Source organism: Pseudomonas sp. Leaf127 (genome assembly GCF_001423155.1).
Classification (GTDB): Bacteria; Pseudomonadota; Gammaproteobacteria; order Pseudomonadales; family Pseudomonadaceae; genus Aquipseudomonas; species Aquipseudomonas ovata.
The window spans coordinates 718273-737721 of the sequence record NZ_LMOA01000022.1 but is presented as its reverse complement, the minus strand read 5'-3'; the positions used below and the strand labels follow the sequence as shown (position 1 = coordinate 737721).

Sequence of the window (19449 nt, the reverse complement as noted above, 5' to 3'; positions counted from 1 at the left end):
TCAAGGAGTTTTCAGTTTCTTCCGCGGCGGGAATGGTGCGCATTATAGAGCGCTGAGACAGGGCGTCAACACTTAATTTCAATAATGTGAAATTAACGCTTCAATCCCCTTTAAGCACCACTTCTTCTATATAAACAGAAGCACTTTGTATTCACCCAAAGATATTGTCAGACAAAATTACCAATAGCGCTTGTCGGATTCGCATCGGTGCGCTATCTGTGCAGCGCATAGCCCCTCGTAACCCTGATCTGCGGAAGTGCCTTATGCCCTTCGAAGTCCCTGTGCACAGCGCGTCCCCCAGCAAGCCCGCCAGTCGTATTCGTCAGAAAAACCAGCAGCTGATACTGAAGGCTGCCGAAGACGAGTTTGCCCGGCACGGATTCAAGGGTACCAGCATGAATTCCATTGCCCTCAAGGCGGGCCTGCCCAAGGCCAACCTGCATTACTACTTCAACAACAAGCAGGGGCTGTACATCGCCTTGCTCAATGACATCATCGAGCAATGGGACACCACCTTCAATCACTTGACGGTGGAGGATGACCCGGCCACGGCGCTGACCGCCTATATCCGCGCAAAAATGGAGTTCTCACGGCGCCAGCCCCAGGCGTCGCGAATCTTTGCCATGGAAATCATCAGTGGCGGCGAATGCATGAACCAGCATTTCAACCAGGATTACCGCCAATGGTTCCGCGAGCGTGCCGCCATATTCCAGGCCTGGATCGATGCCGGCAAAATGGACCCGATCGACCCGGTCAACCTGATCTTCCTTTTATGGAGCAGCACCCAGCACTACGCCGACTTTGCCGACCAGATCTGCCGCCTCACCGATCGCAGCCGCCTGACCCGACAGGACATGGACCTGGCAGGCGACAATCTGGTCCGTATCATTCTCAAGGGTTGCGGGTTGACGCCACCGGCCTTGTAATATGCAGCTCCCGTAATCCGTCGGACACCGTGCATGCCCTCGACCCTTGTCGACTTTTGTGAGTTTCGCGAGGAGATTCGCAAAAGCCGCTTCATCACCCTCGCAGGCCCCATCACCAGCGCCGCTCAGGCGCAGGCCTTCATAGAACAGCACAGCGACCTGGACGCCACCCATAACTGCTGGGCCTGGAAACTGGGCGACCAGTACCGCAGCAACGACGATGGTGAACCGGGTGGTACGGCCGGGCGGCCGATCCTGGCGGCCATCGAAGCGCAGGACTTCGATCAGGTCGTGGTGCTGGTCATTCGCTGGTACGGCGGCATCCAGCTGGGCACTGGCGGACTGGCCCGCGCCTATGGCGGCGGTGCGAACAAATGCCTGCAACAGGCGCCGCGGCGCGCCCTGATCCATCGCCAGGCTTTTCACCTTGAGTGCGGCTTCAGCGAACTGACGCTGGTCAAGCTGCGACTGGCCGAACTCGATGGCCTGGTAGAAGAAGAACACTTCACGGCCAACGGTGTGCAATTGTCGATTGCCGTGAGCCCTGAGCAGGTCGACACCCTGCGCCGGCAACTGGCCGACCTGAGCCGCGGTCGCATCCTGCTGCACGTCACCGAATAATCCAGGACCTCAATTGCCCACAACTACTGTGCACCCGGCTGTGGATAAGCTGAGCACACCGCGCTGCAGCCCTTGCAGGCCGGCCCTTACACGAAACTGATCACTTTTCGACCAAGCGCCATAGCCAAGCCATGAAGGACGGCCCAAACGACCGCCAATCTTCTGCAAGCGCCCGAATTTCGCGGCCTGCACGTTACTCACCATAACGGTGGATCAGCCTGTGGATAACCGGTGCAAGCCTTGCGCAACAGCCTTGTGCACCGCCCCTGCAGCAGCCTGTACAGTTTTTAACCAAAAGCCGAACGCACGGCGCAGCATTCGCTGCGGTCAGAAACAGTGTATCCACAGGTCCGCGCCTGCATTACGCTGCCGGACCGCACTGTCGACGCCTGGCGCGACAACTATCCACAGAAAAGGAGTTTTCCATGTCTGCCGAAAAAACTGCGCTGATCATCGGTGCCTCTCGCGGCCTGGGCCTGGGGCTGGTCCAGCGCCTGACCGAACAGAACTGGAAAGTCATCGCCACCGTGCGCGACCCGCACAAGAGCGACGCCTTGAAAGCCATTGGTGGCGTGCACATCGAAACCCTCGACATCGACGACAATGCCTCGGTGCAAGTGTTGATCCAGAAGCTCAAGGGTGAAGTGTTCGACGTGCTGTTCGTCAATGCCGGCACGCTGGGCGCGGCCCATCAGAGTGCGGCCCAATCGACCGCCGCCGAACTGGGCCAGTTGTTCCTGACCAATGCCGTAGCGCCCATCCGCCTGGCCGAATACCTGGTTGGCCAGGTACGACCCGGCACCGGCATCATCGCGTTCATGAGTTCGGTGCTGGGCGGCGTCGCTTGCCCGGACGGCGACACCATGGGCCTTTATAAAGCCAGCAAGGCTGCCCTGAACTCCATGACCAACACCTTCGTCACCCGCTTGCCGGAACCGCGGCCAACCGTACTGTCGCTGCATCCGGGCTGGGTCAAGACCGACATGGGCGGCGAGCATGCCGAGATCGACGTCCTGACCAGCACCACCGGCCTGGTGCAACAACTCAATGCCTACGCCGGCAAGGGCGGCCACCACTTCATCAACTACAAGGGCGAACCCCTGACCTGGTAAAACCGCGTCAGAGTCCCAGGCACGACAGCATGATGAAGGTTGCAAACAACACGAAATGCGTCATGCCTTCGATGGCATTGGTCTGTCCGTCATTGAGGTTGATTGCACAGACCAGCAAGGTGATGAACACCATGACCGTCTGCACCGGCGTCATGGCCATCTGGAACGGCTGATCGTTGTACAGCGCCATGGCCTCCATCACCGGCACCGTCAGGATCACCGTGGACAGCGACGCGCCCAGGGCGATGTTGACCACCGACTGCATGCGGTTGGCCAGGGCGGCGCGCAATGCAGTGAGAATCTCCGGCGACGCCGAGATGGCAGCCACCAAAATGGCGGTCATCACCGGCGGCGCGCCACTGCCCTCCAGCCCCAGGTCCAGCGTTTGCGCCATGACCTCGGCCAGCGCGCCGATCACAATGACCCCCACTACCAATGTCGCGATCGAACGCGTCAGGTTGATGGCACCGCCATGCGCCTGATCAGCGTCTTTGTGCTGTTTCTTTTCCGGGTAGCTGTAGCTGAAGAAATAGCTGTGCGGCCCGACCTGCATGCGCAGGAACAAGGCATACAGCACCACCATCGCGCCAATGGTGAAGGCTGAATACAACTTCCAGTCGCCTTCGGGAATGAACTCGGGCACCACCATCGACACGCCCATCGCGGTCAGGATCATCACGCTGTAGGTGCGCGCTGAACTGTCGTTGTAGGACTGCTCGCCATGCTTGAGCCCGCCCATCAGCGCGGCCAGGCCAAGAATTCCGTTGATGTCCAGCATCACCGCGGCATAAATCGTGTCGCGCACCAGCGTCGGCGAAGGCTCGTTGCTCATCATGATGGCCAGGATCACCACCTCTACCAGCACCGCCGACAAGGTCAGGATCATGGTGCCGTAGGGATCACCGACCTTTTCGGCCAGCACTTCGGCGTGATGGGCCACGCGCATCGACGCACAGATGATAAAGCCCACCAGCACAAGACCCGCGACCAGCGCCACGGTGCGTCCGTTGCTGAGCAGCAGATGCTCCAGCGCATAGGCCGCCACGGTGGCAATGATCGCCAGAAGAAGAAGTTTTTCCTGCTTGAAGACTGAGCCCATTGTGGTTTTCCATCTGAATGACGCAAGGTTGCTTGCAGTCTCAGAACCACCATGTGTCAAAAGGTTTCAAGCGGCAGACCTGACGCCCACCGACCGTTCGGTCAGCTTTCACCCACACCAAGGTGGCCATCTGTAAAATGCCCGGCCATTGCACCTGATGAGAGCCTTCCATGTACGACTGGTTGAACGCCCTGCCCAAGGCAGAACTGCACCTGCACCTTGAGGGCTCGCTGGAGCCTGAACTGCTGTTCGCCCTGGCCGAGCGCAACAGGATTGCCCTGCCCTGGAACGACGTCGACACCCTGCGCCAGGCTTATGCCTTCAATAACCTGCAAGAGTTTCTCGACCTTTATTACCAGGGCGCGGACGTGCTGCGTACCGAGCAGGACTTCTATGACCTGACCTGGGCCTACCTGCTGCGCTGCAAGGCGCAGAACGTGATCCACACCGAACCCTTCTTCGACCCGCAGACCCACACCGACCGCGGCATCCCGTTCGAGGTGGTGCTGGGGGGCATCACTCAGGCCCTGAAGGACGGCAAGCAGCAACTGGGCATCGGCAGCGGCCTGATCCTGAGCTTTCTGCGCCATCTCAGCGAAGAACAAGCCGAGCAGACCCTGGACCAGGCCCTGCCGTTTCGCGATGCCTTCGTGGCCGTCGGCCTGGACAGCTCGGAAATGGGTCATCCACCAAGCAAGTTCCAGCGTGTGTTCGACCGCGCCCGCAGCGAAGGTTTCCTCACCGTGGCCCATGCCGGTGAAGAAGGCCCGCCCGAGTACATCTGGCAGGCGCTGGACCTGCTCAAGATCCAGCGGATCGACCACGGCGTGCGCGCCATCGAAGACGAGCGCCTGATGCAGCGCATCATCGACGAACAGATCCCGCTGACGGTCTGCCCGCTGTCCAATACCAAACTGTGCGTGTTCGATGACATGAGCCAGCACAACATCCTCGACATGCTCGAGCGTGGCGTGAAGGTGACGGTCAATTCCGACGACCCGGCCTACTTCGGCGGCTATGTGACGGAAAACTTCCACGCCCTGCACACCCACCTGGGCATGACCGAGGACCAGGCCCGCCGCCTGGCGCAAAACAGCCTGGATGCACGCCTGATCAAGCCCTGAGGCCTGTGCGGCCAATCAGCCTGTCAGGCCGCCGACGCGATCTTGCTGATCTCACGCTGGCCGTTTGAAGAGATCTGCAGCGTGTCGGACTCCTCGGTGGGGCGCAGCCAGCCCATCTGGATGAACAACTGCAACAGCCCCGCGCCCAAGGCACCGCCCAGGTGCGGGCTGAGTTCGTTGCAGGCGGGGCAGGCGCACACGGTTTCACGCTCGCGCTGAGCCAGGGCCGGCACGTAGATGCCACGCTCGGCGAACTTGGCCATGCCCTTGCTGGTGACTTCGATGCGCTGCTCCTGCTGGGCGATCCAGCCATCACCCAGCAGGCGCTGGTACAACTCGGCCGCCAGCTCGCCACCCAGATGATCACAACACACCCGCGCCCGGCGCAGCGGCAATGGCGGCAGAGGCTGTACCTGCCGGCGGCTGACCTGCTCGGCACTGACCTGTGACGCACACGCCAGCGCCTGCACGGCGGCACCGATCTCGGGTGCGGCCAGTCGGAAGAAGCGCTTGCGCCCCCGGGTTTCCTGCTTGAGCAGGCCACCGGCCGCCAGGCGCGCCAGGTGCGCACCGGCAGACGCGGTAGACAAGCCCGCCTGCAAGGCCAGCTCATCGGCAGGGCGCGCAGCGCCATCCATCAAGGCCCAGAGCATCGCACTGCGCTTGGGATCGGCCAGCAATGCCGCGATCTGGCTGATGCTAGGTGCGTATTCCATGTATTCACTCCCTGTCGAAACATTCATCCATCGCCTGCCGCCCAGCCTTCCGTGCTGCTGGCCATACGACAGTGCGACCCCTCCCAGGTCCGCAATTATAAGTCCCGCCTCTGTGCCCCGGCACCGGGATAATGGCCATCATCGACGTGGTGCCTGCCAGCACCAGAGGTCATTGCGCTCATGTTGACACTTCACAGCTGAAAGCTGTGTTCACCCCTGCTATTTTCCGAAATGGCTGTAAGACATTTCGCCAGCCTGCGTCTCCCATTCAGCGCAGCGCTGTCGGAGCATCGCCAGCAACAGGTTGACCGGTCGGCTCAACTGCGCACGATGACTGCACAACAGATTCAAGGGTGCCCATTCGCCACGCAGCTCGGGCATCAGCACCTTGAGCCGCCCGGCGCGGACATCGGCGGCCACATCCAGCCACGACTTGTAGGCCACGCCCATGCCGGCCACCGCCCAGCGACGCACCACGTCGGCATCGTCACTGAATCGGTCACCGCGTACTGTCAGGCCGACCTCACGCTTGCCGTCCTCGAAGCGCCAATGGTCATGGATGCGCTCGCCCAGCCGGTACAACAGGCAATTGTGCAACGCCAGGTGCTCGACCTGCTGCGGCTCGCCATGCCGGGCCAGATACGCCGGGGAAGCGCACAGTACACGGCGGTTGTCCGACGCCACCGGCAAGGCCACCAGGCTGGAGTCTTCAGGTTCGCCATAGCGCAGCGCGACATCCACCGGCTGGCGGAACAGATCGGTAATGCCATCGCCCAACAGCAGGCGCACGCTCAATAAGGGATGTTGTTGCTGAAAATCATCCAGCCAGGGCAACAGCACATTGCGCCCGAAATCCGAAGGCGCCGACAGCAGCAGCACCCCGCTGCACTGGTCCTGGCGCCCGGCCAGCACGCGCTGACCTTCTTCCAAGCTGCTGAGCGCGGCGCGGGCATATTGCAAGAACCCCTCGCCCTCGGCTGTCAGCCGCAGGCTGCGCGTCGAGCGGGCCAGCAAACGGGCACCCAGCCGTTGCTCAAGACGCTTGAGCGCCGCGCTGGCCACCGCCGCCGACAAATCCATTGCCCTGGCGGCGGCCGACAGGCTGCCCAGGTCGGCCGCACGCACGAACAACTGCACATCGTCAAAACGCAGCATGGCTGCCTCGATTATCAAAAAAAAATTGAAAGAGCCTGCTGTTTTAGCCGGTTTTACCCTGCGCGCAAATAGGCAATGATCCCGCCATCGCTCAACCCCTTCAAGGACACTCCATGAAAGCCATCGCCTATTACCAGCCACTGCCCCTTGACGACGCCAAGGCCCTGCAAGACATCGAACTGCCCGAGCCGGTTGCCGGCCCGCGCGACCTGTTGGTAGAGGTCAAAGCCATTTCGGTCAATCCGGTGGACACCAAGATCCGTCGCAATGTCGCGCCGCAGGACGGCGCGGCCAAGGTGCTGGGCTGGGACGTTGCCGGCGTGGTTGTGGCGGTGGGCAGCGAAGTGACGTTGTTCCAGCCAGGCGACAAGGTGTTTTATGCCGGCGACCTGACCCGCCCGGGCGGCAACAGCGAACGCCATGTGGTGGACGAACGCATTGTCGGGCACATGCCGGCCTCGCTGGATTTTGCCCATGCCGCGGCCTTGCCATTGACAGCCATTACCGCCTGGGAACTGCTCTTCGAGCGTCTGCAGGTCGCCGAAGGGGGTGCGCCGCAAGAGCAAACGCTGTTGATCGTCGGTGCGGCCGGCGGGGTCGGTTCGATCCTGACCCAACTGGCACGGCAGCTGACGTCGATGAAAGTCATCGGCACCGCGTCACGCCCCGAAACCGCCGCCTGGGTGCGTGAACTGGGCGCCCATGAGGTGATCGACCACAGCCGGCCCTTGCAGGAAGAGTTACAGCGTATCGGCATCAAGGACGTCACGCATGTGGCGAGCCTGACCCACACTGACCAGCACCTGGCACACCTGGTCGAGGTGCTCAGGCCCCAGGGCAAACTGGCACTGATCGACGACCCCGAGCACCTGGACATCAAGCAGCTAAAGCGCAAGAGCCTGTCGCTGCACTGGGAGTTCATGTACACCCGCTCGATGTTCCAGACCGACGACATGATCGAACAGCATCACCTGCTCGATCGCGTCGCCCGGCTGATCGATGCCGGCACCCTGAAAACCACGTTCGGCGAGCACTTCGGCACCATCAATGCCGACAACCTGCGCCGCGCCCACGCCCTGCTCGAAAGCGGCAAGGCCAAGGGCAAGATCGTGCTTGAGGGGTTCTAGGGTCTGTTGCCGTTTCAGCACGGCCGTGCTGAAACGGCAACAGACCCTAGGCCGCCACTTTCTGTGCTTCCCGGCGCCGCACCTGGCGCCGGGTGTAAACCGACATCGCCACGGCCAGCGCGGCGCACAGGCTGATCACCAGGGTCATGGCGGTGGCGGTGCCGTCATGCAGCAGCCCGACCAGACTGGACGCGCCGGCCGCCACGCTGAACTGCAGGCAACCGAGCAGGGCCGAAGCGCTGCCGGCGCGACGGCCCTGGCCGTTCATGGCGCAGGCCGAGGCGTTGGGGATGATGCACCCCAGGCTGGCCAGGCATATGAACAGTGGCACCAGCAGAGGCCATAGTGCTTCAGTGCGCAGCAGGCTGATGCCCAGCACGGTCAAGGCCGCAGTGAGATAAACCAGAATGGCGCGCGACAGCAAAAAAGCAGGGCCAAAGCGGCGCAGCAGGCGGGCGTTGACCTGCGCGACCAGAATGAAGCCGGCGGCATTCATGCCGAACAGCCAGCCGTAGTGCTCGGCCGGCACACCGTACAGCTTGATGAACACGAACGGCGAACCGGCGACATAGGCAAACATCCCGGCCATGGCGATGCCGCCACTCAGGGCATAGCCGATAAAGACCCGATCACCGAGCAGATTGAGGTACTGCCTGGGCGCGCCACTCAACGGTGCACGCCGCTCAGGGCTCAGGCTTTCCGGCAGGCCACGGGTGACCGCGATCAGGCAGGCAGCGCTGAACAGGGTCAGGGCCAGGAAGATTGACTGCCAGCCATAGGCATTGACCATCACCCCGCCCAGCATCGGGGCCAGGATCGGCGCCAGGCCCATGACCAGCATCAATTGCGAAAACACCTTGGCCGAGCCAATGGCATCGCACGTGTCGCTGACCACTGCTCGGGCGATCACCATACCGGCGCAGCCACCCAGCGCCTGCACGAAGCGCGCCCCGATCAGCCATTCCAGGTTCGGTGCAAAGGCGCACGCCAGCGAAGCGACGGAAAACAACGTTACGCCCACCAGCAAGGGCTTGCGTCGGCCAAAGCGGTCAGCGGCCGGGCCATACACCAGTTGCCCGATCGACAAACCGAGAAAGTAGGCGGCCAGGGTCAGTTGTATGTGTTTTTCATCGGTGCCGAACGCCAGGGCCATGGCTGGAAAGCCTGGCAGGTAGAAGTCGATGGCCAGCGGGCCGAAGGCGCTCAAGGCGCCGAGAATAAGAATAATGCGAGGATTCATCGAATATCCGTAAGCAAGCTAAGCATTAGTGCCAGTCTACTCGGCTTGCGCACGGATAACTGCGGGGCGATGAAAAATTACCGTTTGAACGTGATCAAGGCTGAACCTGATAACCCTCCTCAGTGATCAGCTCGATGATCCGTTGCGCCGCCAGCGTACTGGCAACCTTGACCTGCTTGCCAGGCAGGTCAACCTCGACCTGTGCCGCTGGATCTTCGCCCTGAATCGCCTGGGTGACCGCACGGGCACAGTGCCCGCACGTCATGCCTTGAACGTTGAATACGTGCATATGAATGACCTCCGTGAGTGGGATGAGTGCATTCTCAACCTTGCCATCGTAGCAAGGTCAAGTTCCGCGTCTGTCTGCCGGGCTGGCATTCGGACTGGCACTGGGCCAAGCTTGGCCATCATCGGTTTTCACAGGAGCATCCGCGATGCGTCGATCAGCTTTGGGCCTCTTGGGCATTCTCGGTCTTCTGGCAGCGGCCCCCAGCGTCCAGGCCCAACAGGAATACGGCATCCTGATCATTTCCCGGGAGCGCCTGGAAATAGGCAGCGCCTGCGAAATCGGTATTTATGTCCAGGACCAACTGGCCGGCCGGGTATTCCAGGAGCAATCGGTGTCGTTCAACCTGCCGCCCGGCACTGTGAACATTCGCCTGACCCGTCTGCCCGGCACTGTGCCCGGCTGCGCCGCAGGGCTGGAAGCGCAAAGCAGCATGCGCATCAACGTGCGTGCCGGCGACATCCTCAAGTACCGCATCGCCGCCAACCTGAACGGTTACTACCTCACACCGGCTGGCCTGAATTACTGATTGCCTTGACCTTGCCCCTGGGTCAAGGTTGATCCTTGCAGGCATCGAGCCTTCAGGGAGTGAATACCATGCAAGAACCCATCGTCTTCGACCTGCCGATTGGCGGCATGACGTGCGCCAGTTGCGCCGGCAGGGTCGAACGCGCCCTGGCCAAGGTGCCGGGTGTCGACAGCGTGACGGTCAACCTGGCCAACGAACGAGCGCATGTCCAGGCCCGCCCCGGCCTTGATCCGCAGAGTTTGATCGCGGCGGTCAGCCGTGCCGGCTACGCAGCCAGCCTCGCGCCCGCCCCTGCCGAGACCCGGGTACGCCAAAGCAATCACGAACGCTGGGCGGTGCTGCTGGCCCTGGCACTGGCCTTGCCGCTGGTCCTTCCAATGCTGCTGGCGCCGCTGGGCGTGCACGCCATGCTACCGGCCTGGCTGCAGTTCGCGCTGGCCACACCGGTGCAGTTCATCCTCGGCGCCCGCTTTTATGTCGCCGCCTGGAAAGCCGTGCGGGCCGGCGCCGGCAACATGGACCTGCTGGTCGCCCTGGGCACCAGCGCCGGTTACGGCCTGAGCGTCTACGCCTGGATCAGCGCGGCACCCGGCACCACACCGCACCTGTACTTCGAAGCCTCGGCCATGGTCATTGCCCTGGTGCTGCTGGGCAAACACCTCGAAAGCCGCGCCAAGCGCCAGACCGCCAGTGCCTTGCGCGGCCTGGAAGCGCTGCGTCCGGAACGGGCCTGGCAAGTGATCGATGGCCAGGAACACGACGTGGCGATCAATGCGCTGCGCATCGACGACGTGGTGCTGGTGCGCCCTGGCGAACGCTTTCCGGTGGACGGCCAGATCATCGAGGGCCAGAGCCATGCCGATGAAGCGCTGATCAGTGGCGAAAGCCTGCCAGTGCCCAAGCACCCGGGCGACACGGTGGTCGGCGGCGCCATCAACGGCGAAGGCCGGCTGTTGGTGCGGGCCACGGCCCTGGGTGCTGAAACCGTACTGGCGCGCATCATTCGTCTGGTCGAAGACGCCCAGGCCGGTAAGGCGCCGATCCAGCGCCTGGTCGACAAGGTCAGCCAGGTGTTCGTACCGGCGGTGCTGGTCATCGCCCTGCTGACCCTGGGAGGCTGGCTGTATGTCGGCGCCGGCCTGGAGGTCGCGCTGCTCAATGCCGTTGCGGTGCTGGTGATCGCCTGCCCATGCGCCCTGGGCCTGGCCACACCGGCGGCGATCATGGCCGGCACCGGCGTGGCGGCCCGACACGGCATTCTGATCAAGGATGCCGAAGCCCTGGAGCGCGCTCATCAGATCGACGTGGTGGTCTTCGACAAGACCGGCACGCTGACCGCCGGCACCCCGCGCATTACCAACATGAGCGCCGCCCGGGTCAACGAAGAGCAACTGCTGCAATGGGCCGGCACGCTGCAGCGGGGCAGCGAGCACCCGCTGGCCAAGGCCGTGCTGGAGGTGTGCGCGCAATGGCAACTGCCGCTGGAGATGCCCGAACACAGCCAGGCCTTGCCGGGTCGCGGCATCACCGCCACCGTGCAAGGCCGGCAGCTGGCGCTGGGCAATCACCGCCTGCTGGACGAAAACAACCTGTCGATGGGCGAACTGGCCGAGTCCGCCCGCACCTGGGAAGCCGAAGGCCGCACGGTGTCCTGGCTGGTGGAGCTGGCCCCGGAGCCGGGCGTGATCGGGCTGTTCGCCTTTGGCGACACCGTCAAGCCCGGCGCCGGGCAGGCGGTGCAGCAACTGATCAAGCGCGGCATCGTGCCTCATCTGCTGACCGGCGATAACCAGGGCAGCGCCCGGACCGTCGCCAAGGCCCTGGGCATCTTTGACGTGCATGCGCAGGTGTTGCCGGCCGACAAAGCCGCGATTGTCAGCGCCCTCAAGCGTGACCGGGTGGTGGCGATGGTCGGCGACGGCCTTAACGACGCGCCGGCCCTGGCCGCCGCCGATGTCGGCATCGCCATGGGCGGCGGCACCGATGTGGCCATGCAGGCCGCCGGCATCACCCTGATGCGTGGCGACCCGCGCCTGGTGCCGGCGGCACTGGAGATCAGCCGCAAGACCTACGCCAAGATCCGCCAGAACCTGTTCTGGGCCTTTGTCTACAATCTGATCGGCCTGCCTTTGGCCGCCCTGGGCTACCTCAACCCGGTGCTGGCCGGCGCGGCCATGGCTTTGTCGAGTGTCAGCGTGGTGGGCAATGCCTTGCTGCTCAAGGCCTGGAAGCCGAAAACCCCGGTGGATCAAGCATGAATATCGGTCAAGCGGCACAACGCACCGGCCTGAGCGCCAAGATGATCCGTTACTACGAATCCATCGGCCTGCTGCAACCGGCCGAGCGCAGCGACAGCGGCTATCGCCGCTACAGCCCGCACGATCTGCACGCCCTGAGCTTTATCAAACGCTCACGGGACCTGGGGTTTTCACTGGAGGAAGCCGGCAAGCTGCTGACCCTGTGGCAGGATCGTGAACGCGCCAGCGCCGACGTCAAGGCCCTGGCCCTGCGCCATGTGGAAGAACTGGAAAGAAAGATCGTCGAGATGGCCAGCCTGCGCGACACCCTTAATGATCTGATCGACCACTGCCAGGGCAACGACCGCCCCGACTGCACGATCCTCAAGGACCTGGCGTCGGGCGGTTGCAACAGCACGTCGACATGAACACGGCCAGATGGCACTGCGCTTTAGCAGCCCCATCAAGCCATCAAGTGGTACAACGATCATGTGGCAGGGAGCTCTGCTCGCGACTGGCTGTAACAGACGCCAGAAATGCGCCAGATTCATGACCGCTTTCGCCAGCAGAGCTGCCTCCCACAGGTCTTGTGCCAGGTACAAAACCCAGGGCTACATTAATCCTGTGGGAGGCGGCTTGCCGGCGATGAGGCCAGCAAGGCYCATGCACCTGCTGCGCCTGTCCCATCGCCATCGCCAGCAAGCTGCCTCCCACMGTCTGRTGCCAGGCCCAAAACCCAGGGCTACATTAATCCTGTGGGAGGCGGCTTGCTGCGGGCGGCGATCCGACGATGAGGCCAGCAAGGCCCATGCACCTGCTGCGCCTGTCCCATCGCCATCGCCAGCAAGCTGCCTCCCACMGTCTGGTGCCAGGCCCGAAATTCAGGGTCACATCAAACCTGTGTGAGGCTGCTCTGCTGCAGACGGCGATCCGACGATGAGGCCAGGACAGCCGACAGACGGCAGCGCTTGTAAACCCGTCATTGCCAGACAGTTGCTGCCTCCCACAGGGCAGCGCTGCCTTACATGACCGGCTTTAGCGCATCCACGGTGGAATCGGCTCTTCGTTGGCCGGCTCGGCCGTCGTTTCGGCCGCCGCACGGGCGGCCTGGCGGCGGGCTTCGTCGCGCTGGGCGGCTTCGATTTCGCGCATCACACCGTACACATCGGCGCTTTCCTCGTCGTCCGGGAACTCGCCGGTCAACACCGTCTCGGGCGTCAACGTGGCCGCCTCGTAGTGCGACCACATTTCGCGGGCATAACGGGTCTGCAACAGCTCCGGCGCAAAGCGGCCAAAATAGCTGGCCATGTTGCCGACATCGCGCTCCAGCATACTGAACGCATGGTTGTTGCCCGCCGCATCCACCGCCTGGGGCAGGTCGATGATCACCGGGCCGTCAGGCGCCAGCAGCACGTTGAACTCGGACAGGTCGCCATGCACCAGGCCGGCGCACAGCATCAATACAATCTGCTTGATCAGGAAGGCGTGGTACTCGCGCGCCTGGTCGGGCTCAAGCTCGACATCGTTCAGGCGCGGCGCAGCATCGCCGTAGCCGTCGGTGATCATTTCCATCAACAGCACGCCGTCGAGGAAGTCATACGGCGTCGGCACGCGCACACCGGCACTGGCCAGCTTGAACAGCGCCGCCACTTCGGCGTTCTGCCAGGCCTCTTCAGCCTCCTTGCGCCCGTACTTGGTGCCCTTGGCCATGGCGCGTGCCTGTCGGCTGTTACGCACCTTGCGCCCTTCCTGATACTCCGCCGCCTGACGGAAACTTCGTTTGTTGGCCTCCTTATAGACTTTGGCACAGCGCAGTTCCTTGCCGCAGCGCACCACATATACAGCTGCCTCTTTACCGCTCATCAGCGGACGCAGCACCTCGTCGACCAGACCGTCTTCGATCAGGGGTTCAATGCGTTTTGGAGTTTTCATCGGCTTTCAGTGTGGGTCCTTTGCCTGATACGCGGTACCGCCGTTATACGGCAATCTTCTACACGCGAGTAGAGGGAGCAGTGACAGGGTTTGACACCCGATGATAATCCGGGCGTGTCGCGGCTGTTGGAGTAGCAGCTTTCACGCCAGTTTCATCCGTGGCGAAACAACTCGCCAGGGGTAAACCCGAACAGGCGCTTGAACGCGGCAATAAAGGCCGATGTCGAGTCGTAGCCGCTTTGCAGCGCGGCCTGGGTGACGCTGGCACCGCCGTGCAAGGCCTCCAGCGAAGACAGTAACCGCGCCCGCTGGCACCAGCCGCGAAAGCTCAGGCCTGTTTCACGCTGAAACAAACGCATCAGGGTTTTTTCCGATGTGCCCAGCCGTGCCGCCCATGCCTGCAGGCTCACAGGCACGGCCGGGTCGCCGATCAATTCGTTGCACAAGCCCAATAAACGCCCATGACGCGGCAAGGGCAGGCTGAAACCGACCTCCGGCAAGGTCGCCAGTTGATCCAGCAGCACCTGCACCAGGCGTGCCTCGGCGCTGTCGTGCTCGGGGTAGGTGGCAGGCAACTGGCAAAAATGCTTGATCAATTCGCGTGCCAGCGGCGTGACCTCCAACACCCGGCAACGCCCGGGTGCCCACTCGCAGTCGCGGCTGCGCACGTACAGGCTGCGCATCTCGGCCTGCATCGAGGTCAGCACCTGGTGTTCGAGCCCGGCCGGAATCCACACGCCCCACTGCGGCGGCGCGAAAAAGCTGCCCTCGCTGGTGTGTACCCCCAATACGCCACTGATGGCGTAGGAAAACTGCACCCAGTCATGACAGTGCGGTGCTGTCCACGACCCCGCCCCCAGGCTTTCGGCCCGGGCATACAGCGGTCGCGGCAGATCTTCCAGGTCCGGAATGCTGCGCAGCCCGACTCTTGAGGATTCGACAGATTGTCCGTTACTCGGCATCTAATGGCCTTATGTCGCAAGACGGCAGAAGTGCATCAGAGTAGCCTGCCGACATTCTCTTTTACAAAGATCCAAGGCCATGCAAGCACTCAAACACCTCAAGCGCGTCGTCACCGACTGGTTCCTGTGCGGCATGGTGCTGATGACGATACTGGCGTATTTCTTCCCGCACTTCGGCGGCACGGGTGGCACCCTGCATGCCGAATACCTGATCAAGGGCGGCGTGTTCGTGGTGTTCTTCCTGCACGGCATCCACCTGTCCAGCGAGCAGATCGTCAAGGGCCTCAAGAACTGGCGCCTGCATGTGATGATCCAGGCATTCACGTTCGTGGTGTTCCCGCTGATCTGGCTGGCCTGTGACCGGCTGCTGGGTACGCACCTGCCGGCCATGCTGATGCTGGGCTTCCTGTACCTGTGTGCGCTGCCGTCGACCATTTCATCGTCTGTGGCGCTGACCGGCAGCGCCGGCGGCAACGTGCCGGCGGCGATCCTCAATGCCAGCCTGTCCAGTGTGCTGGGGATTTTCATCACGCCGTGGCTGATGAGCCTGGAAATGGGCACCGGCGCCGGCGGCATTGACCTTGGCGACACCTTGCTGGACCTGTGCAGCATTCTGTTGCTGCCGTTGATATTGGGCCAGTTGCTGCGCCCGCTGCTGGGCAAGTTCTTTGCGCGCTACAAGAAAATCACCAACGTCATCGACAAACTGGTGATCCTGCTGCTGGTGTACGCAGCCTTCTGCAACTCGATGCTGTCGGGGTTGTGGCAGCAACAGGGCAACAGTGTGATCGTGGCGGCCATCGTCGGCAGTGCGCTGCTGCTGGCCGTGATCCTGCTGCTGACCACCTCGACCGCACGGGTGCTCAGGTTTGACCATGCCGACAAGGTCGCGGCGGTGTTCTGCGCGACCAAGAAATCCTTGGCAGCCGGCGCGCCGATGGCAGCGATCATCTTCAGCGGACACCCGGCCATGGGCCTGATCCTGCTGCCGATCATGATCTATCATCCGCTGCAACTGATCGTCTGCTCGGTGATTGCCGAAAACTACGCCAGCCGGCACAAACGCAGCCTGTCCGAGGCCGCACTGGAAGAGGCGCGTGCGGCCTGAGGGACGCCCTCGGCAGGCATGAAATGACCTGCGCCTTTCGCGCCCTCCCCAAGGTGGTTTTCATGCCGCTCATACGTTGTGCTTGATGAGCGCGCCTACATCAACCCTTCATCATCGAGCATGACCCGCGCATAGAACACGATCGCCACCGTGGGGATCAGCGCCGAATACCCCGGCCGCAGCGCGCTGCCCAGCCGCGTCACCAGGCGCTGCACCGGCACCTGGCGCACGGCCCCCAGCCAGCCCTTGAGCGCACCGCGCGTCCCGTTGGCCACCAACGCCTTGCCCGGCCCGGTCGAAGCGTCGGCCGCCCTGAACGACGCTGCCAGGGTCAGCCGCTCGGCCAAGGCATCGACGTGCCGGGCATACACCGCCCACGGCATGGCCCTGACATGGGCCTGCGGTGCCTGAATCAAGGCCTGCACAAACGGGTGATCATCGGCAAAGGCATGGCGAAAGAAGCTGCGCAGCAACAGCACCTCGACCTCCACCACCGTCGCGCACTGATGCAATGCCTCGCCCAGGCCATACTGGCGGGCAAGCATGCCCAGCACCCGGGTGTAGGACACCCCACGGCGGCGCGCGGCATTGAGCAGAAAATGCCCGCCCACCAACTGGAACTCACGCACAAAGGCATAGGCGCGGTCGGTCTCTGAGTCCTTCAAGCGGGTCCAGCGGCTGCGGCGCAACTGCCGGATGGCCTCGTCCAGCACATACGCCGGTGAACGCTGCAGCACACTGTGCAGGTACGCGTCCTGCAGCACCGGGTCCAGGTCGACATCGCGTGGCAAAACCTCATCCACGGTCGGCTCGCGAAAACCACTGAATGCGCAGGCCACCAGCACTTCACGCAAACGCATCCAGTAATGGTTATGGCCAAACCCCTGCATGTGCACGTTATCGAAAGGCTCGAGCGCCATCCTGCCCAGGCTGCGCTCGCCCAGGTTGAGCAACAGGATCTGATCGTCACGTGACCAGGCATTGATCAGGCGCCCGGTAATGCACGGGCGCAACTGCGCCGCCTCGGCAGCCTCGATGCGCACCGCCGCGCCCATCAGCAACACATCGCCGATGGTCAGTGAGGCATCGGGCGCATCGCGCTGCTGCCTGAGCACGCTGATCAACAGCCGGCCGCCCAGCGAATGACCGATCAGGTTGATCTGACGAATGTGCGGATGATGCTCGGCCAGGTAGCCCGTCAATTGCGGCAGCAGAACCTTGCCCATGGCTTCGGCTTTGGCGCGGATGCGCGCAAAGTGCAGCGCCCGGTCACCGGCCAGTGCGGCGGCAGCGGCCAGCGGGTGCACACGGGCGGCGGCCATCAACAAACCGCGAGAGCGGTTGTCCAGTTGTGCAAAATGGCTCGACGGCCAGAAAGCCAGCACATTGACGCTCTGGCGCAGCTCGCCGGGGATGCTGTTGGCCAGCAGGCGCCGGTCATCCAGGTCGTGGCCGGCCGAATAGCCATGAACGAAGATATTGGCGACGTTGCCGGTGGCCCTGGGCAGCGTCAGAAACTTGAAGTGATTGTCCACAGGCCTCACGCGTCTGGCGGCACCGCCGCGTTCAATTCCTGAAAATGAAGCGCTTGGCGATGCGCTTGATCAGGCGCAGGCACAGCATCACGCCGGCCAGGGCGATCACCGCCTTGGCCACCAGCATGAACCAGCCTTCGATTTCAGGACTGAGCAAACCCATCAGCCAGCCCATGCCGGCAATCAGCAGACCGATCAGCAACAGGCCGATATGCGGTTGCAGCCAGCGGGTTCTGGCGCCCTTGTCGAACAGGTACAGCGCAATGCCCACCAGGGTGAGAAAAACCAGTATCGCAATGATGAGTCCCATGGATGACCTGTCGAACGAGCCAATCGGTGCGCGCTGTACTGCCGCCGCGCCTCGATTATGCCCACCGCCCTGATCGATTGCTATCACGCAAGACCCGCGGTCAGCGCTCCAGGATCGCGGTCACGCCCTGCCCGCCGGCGGCGCAGATCGAAATCAGCCCGCGTCCTGAACCGGCCACGTCCAGCAGTTTGGCCAGGTTGGCGACGATGCGCCCACCGGTGGCAGCGAACGGATGCCCGGCGGCCAGCGAGCTGCCCTTCACGTTCAGCCGCGCCAGGTCAATGCTGCCCAACGCCGCGTCCAGCCCCAGGCGCGTGCGGCAATACCCGGGGTCCTCCCAGGCCTTGAGGGTGCACAGCACCTGGGCGGCGAAGGCCTCGTGAATTTCGTAGTAGTCAAAGTCCTGCAGGCTCAGGCCATTGCGCGCCAGCAGGCGCGGCACGGCATACACCGGCGCCATCAGCAGCCCCTCTTCACCGCGCACGAAATCCACCGCTGCCGCTTCACCGTCGCGCCAGTAGGCCAGGATCGGCAGGCCGCGCGTCCGGGCCCAGTCTTCACTGGCCAGCAACACCAGCGAGGCACCGTCGGTCAGCGGCGTGGAGTTACCCGCCGTCAGCGTGCCCCTGGCGCTGCGCTCGAAGGCCGGCTTGAGACTGGCCAGCTTGTCCAGGTTCAGGTCCGTGCGCAGGTTATTGTCGCGGGTCAGGCCACGAAACGGCGTGAGCAGGTCGTCGTGCCAGCCTTCGGCATAGGCTGCGGCCATCTTCAGATGGCTGTCCAGCGCCAGTCGGTCCTGCGCCTCGCGCTCGATGCCCCAGGTTTGCGCCATCAGCTCGCAGTGCTGGCCCATCGACAGGCCGGTGCGCGGCTCGCCATTGCGGGGCAGTTCAGGCTTGAGGTGCTGCGGGCGCACCTGCAACAGGGCCTTGAGCTTGTCAGCCGTCGATTTGCTGCGATTAACCTGTAGCAGGATATTACGCAGGTCTTCATTGACGCCGATGGGTGCATCGGAGGTGGTGTCGACCCCGCCGGCAATGCCGCACTCGATCTGCCCCAGGGCAATCTTGTTGGCCACCAGCAGCGCCGCCTCCAGCCCCGTGCCACAGGCCTGTTGCAGGTCATAGGCCGGGGTCTGCGCCGACAGGCGCGAGCCCAGCACGCATTCGCGGGTCAGGTTGAAATCGCGCGAATGCTTGAGCACCGCGCCGGCCACCACTTCGCCCAGGCGCTGGCCATGCAGGTTATAACGCTCGATCAGCCCTTCAAGGGCGGCGGTGAGCATGGCCTGGTTGCTGGCGGTCGCATAGGCACCGTTGGAGCGGGCAAACGGGATGCGATTGCCGCCGATAATGGCGACACGACGTGGCTGATTCATGGAAAAACTCCCTTTTCTCAAGGATCGGACAGGCTTTTGGAGCGAATCTGAA

Annotated in this window: 19 protein-coding genes; 9 read left to right on the top strand and 10 right to left on the bottom strand. The window is 63.0% G+C overall.

Annotation, left to right across the window (positions count from 1 at the left end):
- The first annotated feature begins 263 nt into the window (after positions 1-263).
- The 3 genes from ASF84_RS21115 (at position 264) to ASF84_RS21105 (ending at position 2659) form a co-directional block, all read left to right on the top strand.
- Positions 264-926: a TetR/AcrR family transcriptional regulator gene (locus ASF84_RS21115; protein ID WP_056840786.1), complete on the top strand. Its 663-nt coding sequence runs from the start codon at positions 264-266 to the stop codon at positions 924-926.
- A gap of 33 nt (positions 927-959) precedes the next feature.
- Entirely contained in the window at positions 960-1547 is a 588-nt protein-coding gene (locus ASF84_RS21110; protein WP_056840785.1) for an IMPACT family protein, read from the top strand.
- Between the two features lie 425 nt (positions 1548-1972).
- Positions 1973-2659 carry an SDR family oxidoreductase gene (locus ASF84_RS21105; protein ID WP_056840784.1) on the top strand — a complete coding sequence of 229 codons (687 nt, stop codon included), beginning with the start codon at positions 1973-1975 and terminating at the stop codon, positions 2657-2659.
- Positions 2660-2666: 7 nt separating this feature from the next.
- Here ASF84_RS21105 and ASF84_RS21100 read toward each other — a convergent pair whose 3' ends face one another.
- Positions 2667-3758: a calcium:proton antiporter gene (locus ASF84_RS21100; protein WP_056840783.1), complete on the bottom strand. Its 1092-nt coding sequence runs from the start codon at positions 3756-3758 to the stop codon at positions 2667-2669.
- A gap of 170 nt (positions 3759-3928) precedes the next feature.
- Here ASF84_RS21100 and ASF84_RS21095 point away from each other — a divergent pair, with 170 nt between their 5' ends.
- Positions 3929-4882, top strand: coding sequence for an adenosine deaminase (locus ASF84_RS21095; protein ID WP_056840782.1), 954 nt, complete (start codon positions 3929-3931; stop codon positions 4880-4882).
- A gap of 23 nt (positions 4883-4905) precedes the next feature.
- Here ASF84_RS21095 and ASF84_RS21090 read toward each other — a convergent pair whose 3' ends face one another.
- On the bottom strand, positions 4906-5598 hold the full coding sequence (locus tag ASF84_RS21090) for an ArsR/SmtB family transcription factor (RefSeq protein ID WP_056840781.1): 693 nt from the start codon (positions 5596-5598) through the stop codon (positions 4906-4908).
- 219 nt (positions 5599-5817) lie between these two features.
- A complete protein-coding gene (locus tag ASF84_RS21085; protein WP_056840780.1) occupies positions 5818-6753 on the bottom strand; it encodes a LysR family transcriptional regulator in 936 nt (311 codons plus the stop codon).
- 113 nt (positions 6754-6866) lie between these two features.
- On the opposite strand from ASF84_RS21085, the gene ASF84_RS21080 reads away from it, so the two are divergent.
- Positions 6867-7880 (top strand): zinc-binding alcohol dehydrogenase family protein, encoded by a 1014-nt coding sequence (locus ASF84_RS21080; protein WP_056840779.1) that lies wholly within the window; start codon positions 6867-6869, stop codon positions 7878-7880.
- Positions 7881-7926: 46 nt separating this feature from the next.
- Here the strand turns inward: ASF84_RS21080 and ASF84_RS21075 are convergent, their stop codons facing one another.
- Positions 7927-9120, bottom strand: a complete 1194-nt coding sequence (locus tag ASF84_RS21075; RefSeq protein WP_056840778.1) for a multidrug effflux MFS transporter — start codon at positions 9118-9120, stop codon at positions 7927-7929.
- Between the two features lie 94 nt (positions 9121-9214).
- Positions 9215-9409, bottom strand: coding sequence for a heavy-metal-associated domain-containing protein (locus ASF84_RS21070; protein WP_056840777.1), 195 nt, complete (start codon positions 9407-9409; stop codon positions 9215-9217).
- Positions 9410-9554: 145 nt separating this feature from the next.
- Between ASF84_RS21070 and ASF84_RS21065 the strand changes: the two genes are divergently transcribed.
- From ASF84_RS21065 to cueR, 3 genes are all read left to right on the top strand, one after another.
- Entirely contained in the window at positions 9555-9935 is a 381-nt protein-coding gene (locus ASF84_RS21065) for a hypothetical protein (protein ID WP_056840776.1), read from the top strand.
- Positions 9936-10003: 68 nt separating this feature from the next.
- Positions 10004-12193: a heavy metal translocating P-type ATPase gene (locus ASF84_RS21060; RefSeq protein WP_056840775.1), complete on the top strand. Its 2190-nt coding sequence runs from the start codon at positions 10004-10006 to the stop codon at positions 12191-12193.
- The gene (cueR, locus tag ASF84_RS21055; RefSeq protein ID WP_056840774.1) at positions 12190-12600 is read left to right on the top strand and encodes a Cu(I)-responsive transcriptional regulator; all 411 of its coding nucleotides are present in this window, start codon (positions 12190-12192) and stop codon (positions 12598-12600) included. Before ASF84_RS21060 ends, cueR begins: the two co-directional genes overlap by 4 nt.
- 607 nt (positions 12601-13207) lie before the next feature.
- Here cueR and ASF84_RS21050 read toward each other — a convergent pair.
- Together ASF84_RS21050 and ASF84_RS21045 are read right to left on the bottom strand one after the other, a co-directional pair.
- Positions 13208-14104, bottom strand: coding sequence for a PA4780 family RIO1-like protein kinase (locus tag ASF84_RS21050; RefSeq protein WP_056840773.1), 897 nt, complete (start codon positions 14102-14104; stop codon positions 13208-13210).
- Positions 14105-14256: 152 nt separating this feature from the next.
- Positions 14257-15066, bottom strand: coding sequence for an AraC family transcriptional regulator (locus ASF84_RS21045; RefSeq protein ID WP_056840772.1), 810 nt, complete (start codon positions 15064-15066; stop codon positions 14257-14259).
- 79 nt (positions 15067-15145) lie between these two features.
- Between ASF84_RS21045 and ASF84_RS21040 the strand changes: the two genes are divergently transcribed.
- A complete protein-coding gene (locus ASF84_RS21040; RefSeq protein ID WP_056840771.1) occupies positions 15146-16174 on the top strand; it encodes a bile acid:sodium symporter family protein in 1029 nt (342 codons plus the stop codon).
- A 95-nt stretch (positions 16175-16269) separates the two neighbouring features.
- Here ASF84_RS21040 and ASF84_RS21035 read toward each other — a convergent pair whose 3' ends face one another.
- The 3 genes from ASF84_RS21035 to ASF84_RS21025 all read right to left on the bottom strand — a co-directional run bounded on the left by ASF84_RS21035 (position 16270) and on the right by ASF84_RS21025 (position 19397).
- A complete protein-coding gene (locus tag ASF84_RS21035) occupies positions 16270-17709 on the bottom strand; it encodes a DUF726 domain-containing protein (protein WP_056840770.1) in 1440 nt (479 codons plus the stop codon).
- A 31-nt stretch (positions 17710-17740) separates the two neighbouring features.
- Entirely contained in the window at positions 17741-18019 is a 279-nt protein-coding gene (locus tag ASF84_RS21030) for a hypothetical protein (RefSeq protein WP_056840769.1), read from the bottom strand.
- A gap of 100 nt (positions 18020-18119) precedes the next feature.
- Positions 18120-19397 (bottom strand): acetyl-CoA C-acetyltransferase, encoded by a 1278-nt coding sequence (locus ASF84_RS21025; RefSeq protein WP_056840768.1) that lies wholly within the window; start codon positions 19395-19397, stop codon positions 18120-18122.
- Between the last annotated feature and the right edge of the window lie 52 nt (positions 19398-19449).

What these genes read in the sequence shown, in the direction of transcription:
- ASF84_RS21045 (WP_056840772.1), bottom strand. Translation starts at nt 15,066, where the DNA reads ATGCCGAGTAACGGACAATCTGTCGAATCCTCAAGAGTCGGGCTGCGC.
- ASF84_RS21095 (WP_056840782.1), top strand. Translation starts at nt 3,929, where the DNA reads ATGTACGACTGGTTGAACGCCCTGCCCAAGGCAGAACTGCACCTGCAC.
- ASF84_RS21090 (WP_056840781.1), bottom strand. Translation starts at nt 5,598, where the DNA reads ATGGAATACGCACCTAGCATCAGCCAGATCGCGGCATTGCTGGCCGAT.
- ASF84_RS21030 (WP_056840769.1), bottom strand. Translation starts at nt 18,019, where the DNA reads ATGGGACTCATCATTGCGATACTGGTTTTTCTCACCCTGGTGGGCATT.
- ASF84_RS21105 (WP_056840784.1), top strand. Translation starts at nt 1,973, where the DNA reads ATGTCTGCCGAAAAAACTGCGCTGATCATCGGTGCCTCTCGCGGCCTG.
- ASF84_RS21110 (WP_056840785.1), top strand. Translation starts at nt 960, where the DNA reads ATGCCCTCGACCCTTGTCGACTTTTGTGAGTTTCGCGAGGAGATTCGC.
- ASF84_RS21040 (WP_056840771.1), top strand. Translation starts at nt 15,146, where the DNA reads ATGCAAGCACTCAAACACCTCAAGCGCGTCGTCACCGACTGGTTCCTG.
- ASF84_RS21115 (WP_056840786.1), top strand. Translation starts at nt 264, where the DNA reads ATGCCCTTCGAAGTCCCTGTGCACAGCGCGTCCCCCAGCAAGCCCGCC.
- ASF84_RS21100 (WP_056840783.1), bottom strand. Translation starts at nt 3,758, where the DNA reads ATGGGCTCAGTCTTCAAGCAGGAAAAACTTCTTCTTCTGGCGATCATT.
- ASF84_RS21075 (WP_056840778.1), bottom strand. Translation starts at nt 9,120, where the DNA reads ATGAATCCTCGCATTATTCTTATTCTCGGCGCCTTGAGCGCCTTCGGC.
- ASF84_RS21065 (WP_056840776.1), top strand. Translation starts at nt 9,555, where the DNA reads ATGCGTCGATCAGCTTTGGGCCTCTTGGGCATTCTCGGTCTTCTGGCA.
- ASF84_RS21070 (WP_056840777.1), bottom strand. Translation starts at nt 9,409, where the DNA reads ATGCACGTATTCAACGTTCAAGGCATGACGTGCGGGCACTGTGCCCGT.
- ASF84_RS21025 (WP_056840768.1), bottom strand. Translation starts at nt 19,397, where the DNA reads ATGAATCAGCCACGTCGTGTCGCCATTATCGGCGGCAATCGCATCCCG.
- cueR (WP_056840774.1), top strand. Translation starts at nt 12,190, where the DNA reads ATGAATATCGGTCAAGCGGCACAACGCACCGGCCTGAGCGCCAAGATG.
- ASF84_RS21080 (WP_056840779.1), top strand. Translation starts at nt 6,867, where the DNA reads ATGAAAGCCATCGCCTATTACCAGCCACTGCCCCTTGACGACGCCAAG.
- ASF84_RS21050 (WP_056840773.1), bottom strand. Translation starts at nt 14,104, where the DNA reads ATGAAAACTCCAAAACGCATTGAACCCCTGATCGAAGACGGTCTGGTC.
- ASF84_RS21085 (WP_056840780.1), bottom strand. Translation starts at nt 6,753, where the DNA reads ATGCTGCGTTTTGACGATGTGCAGTTGTTCGTGCGTGCGGCCGACCTG.
- ASF84_RS21060 (WP_056840775.1), top strand. Translation starts at nt 10,004, where the DNA reads ATGCAAGAACCCATCGTCTTCGACCTGCCGATTGGCGGCATGACGTGC.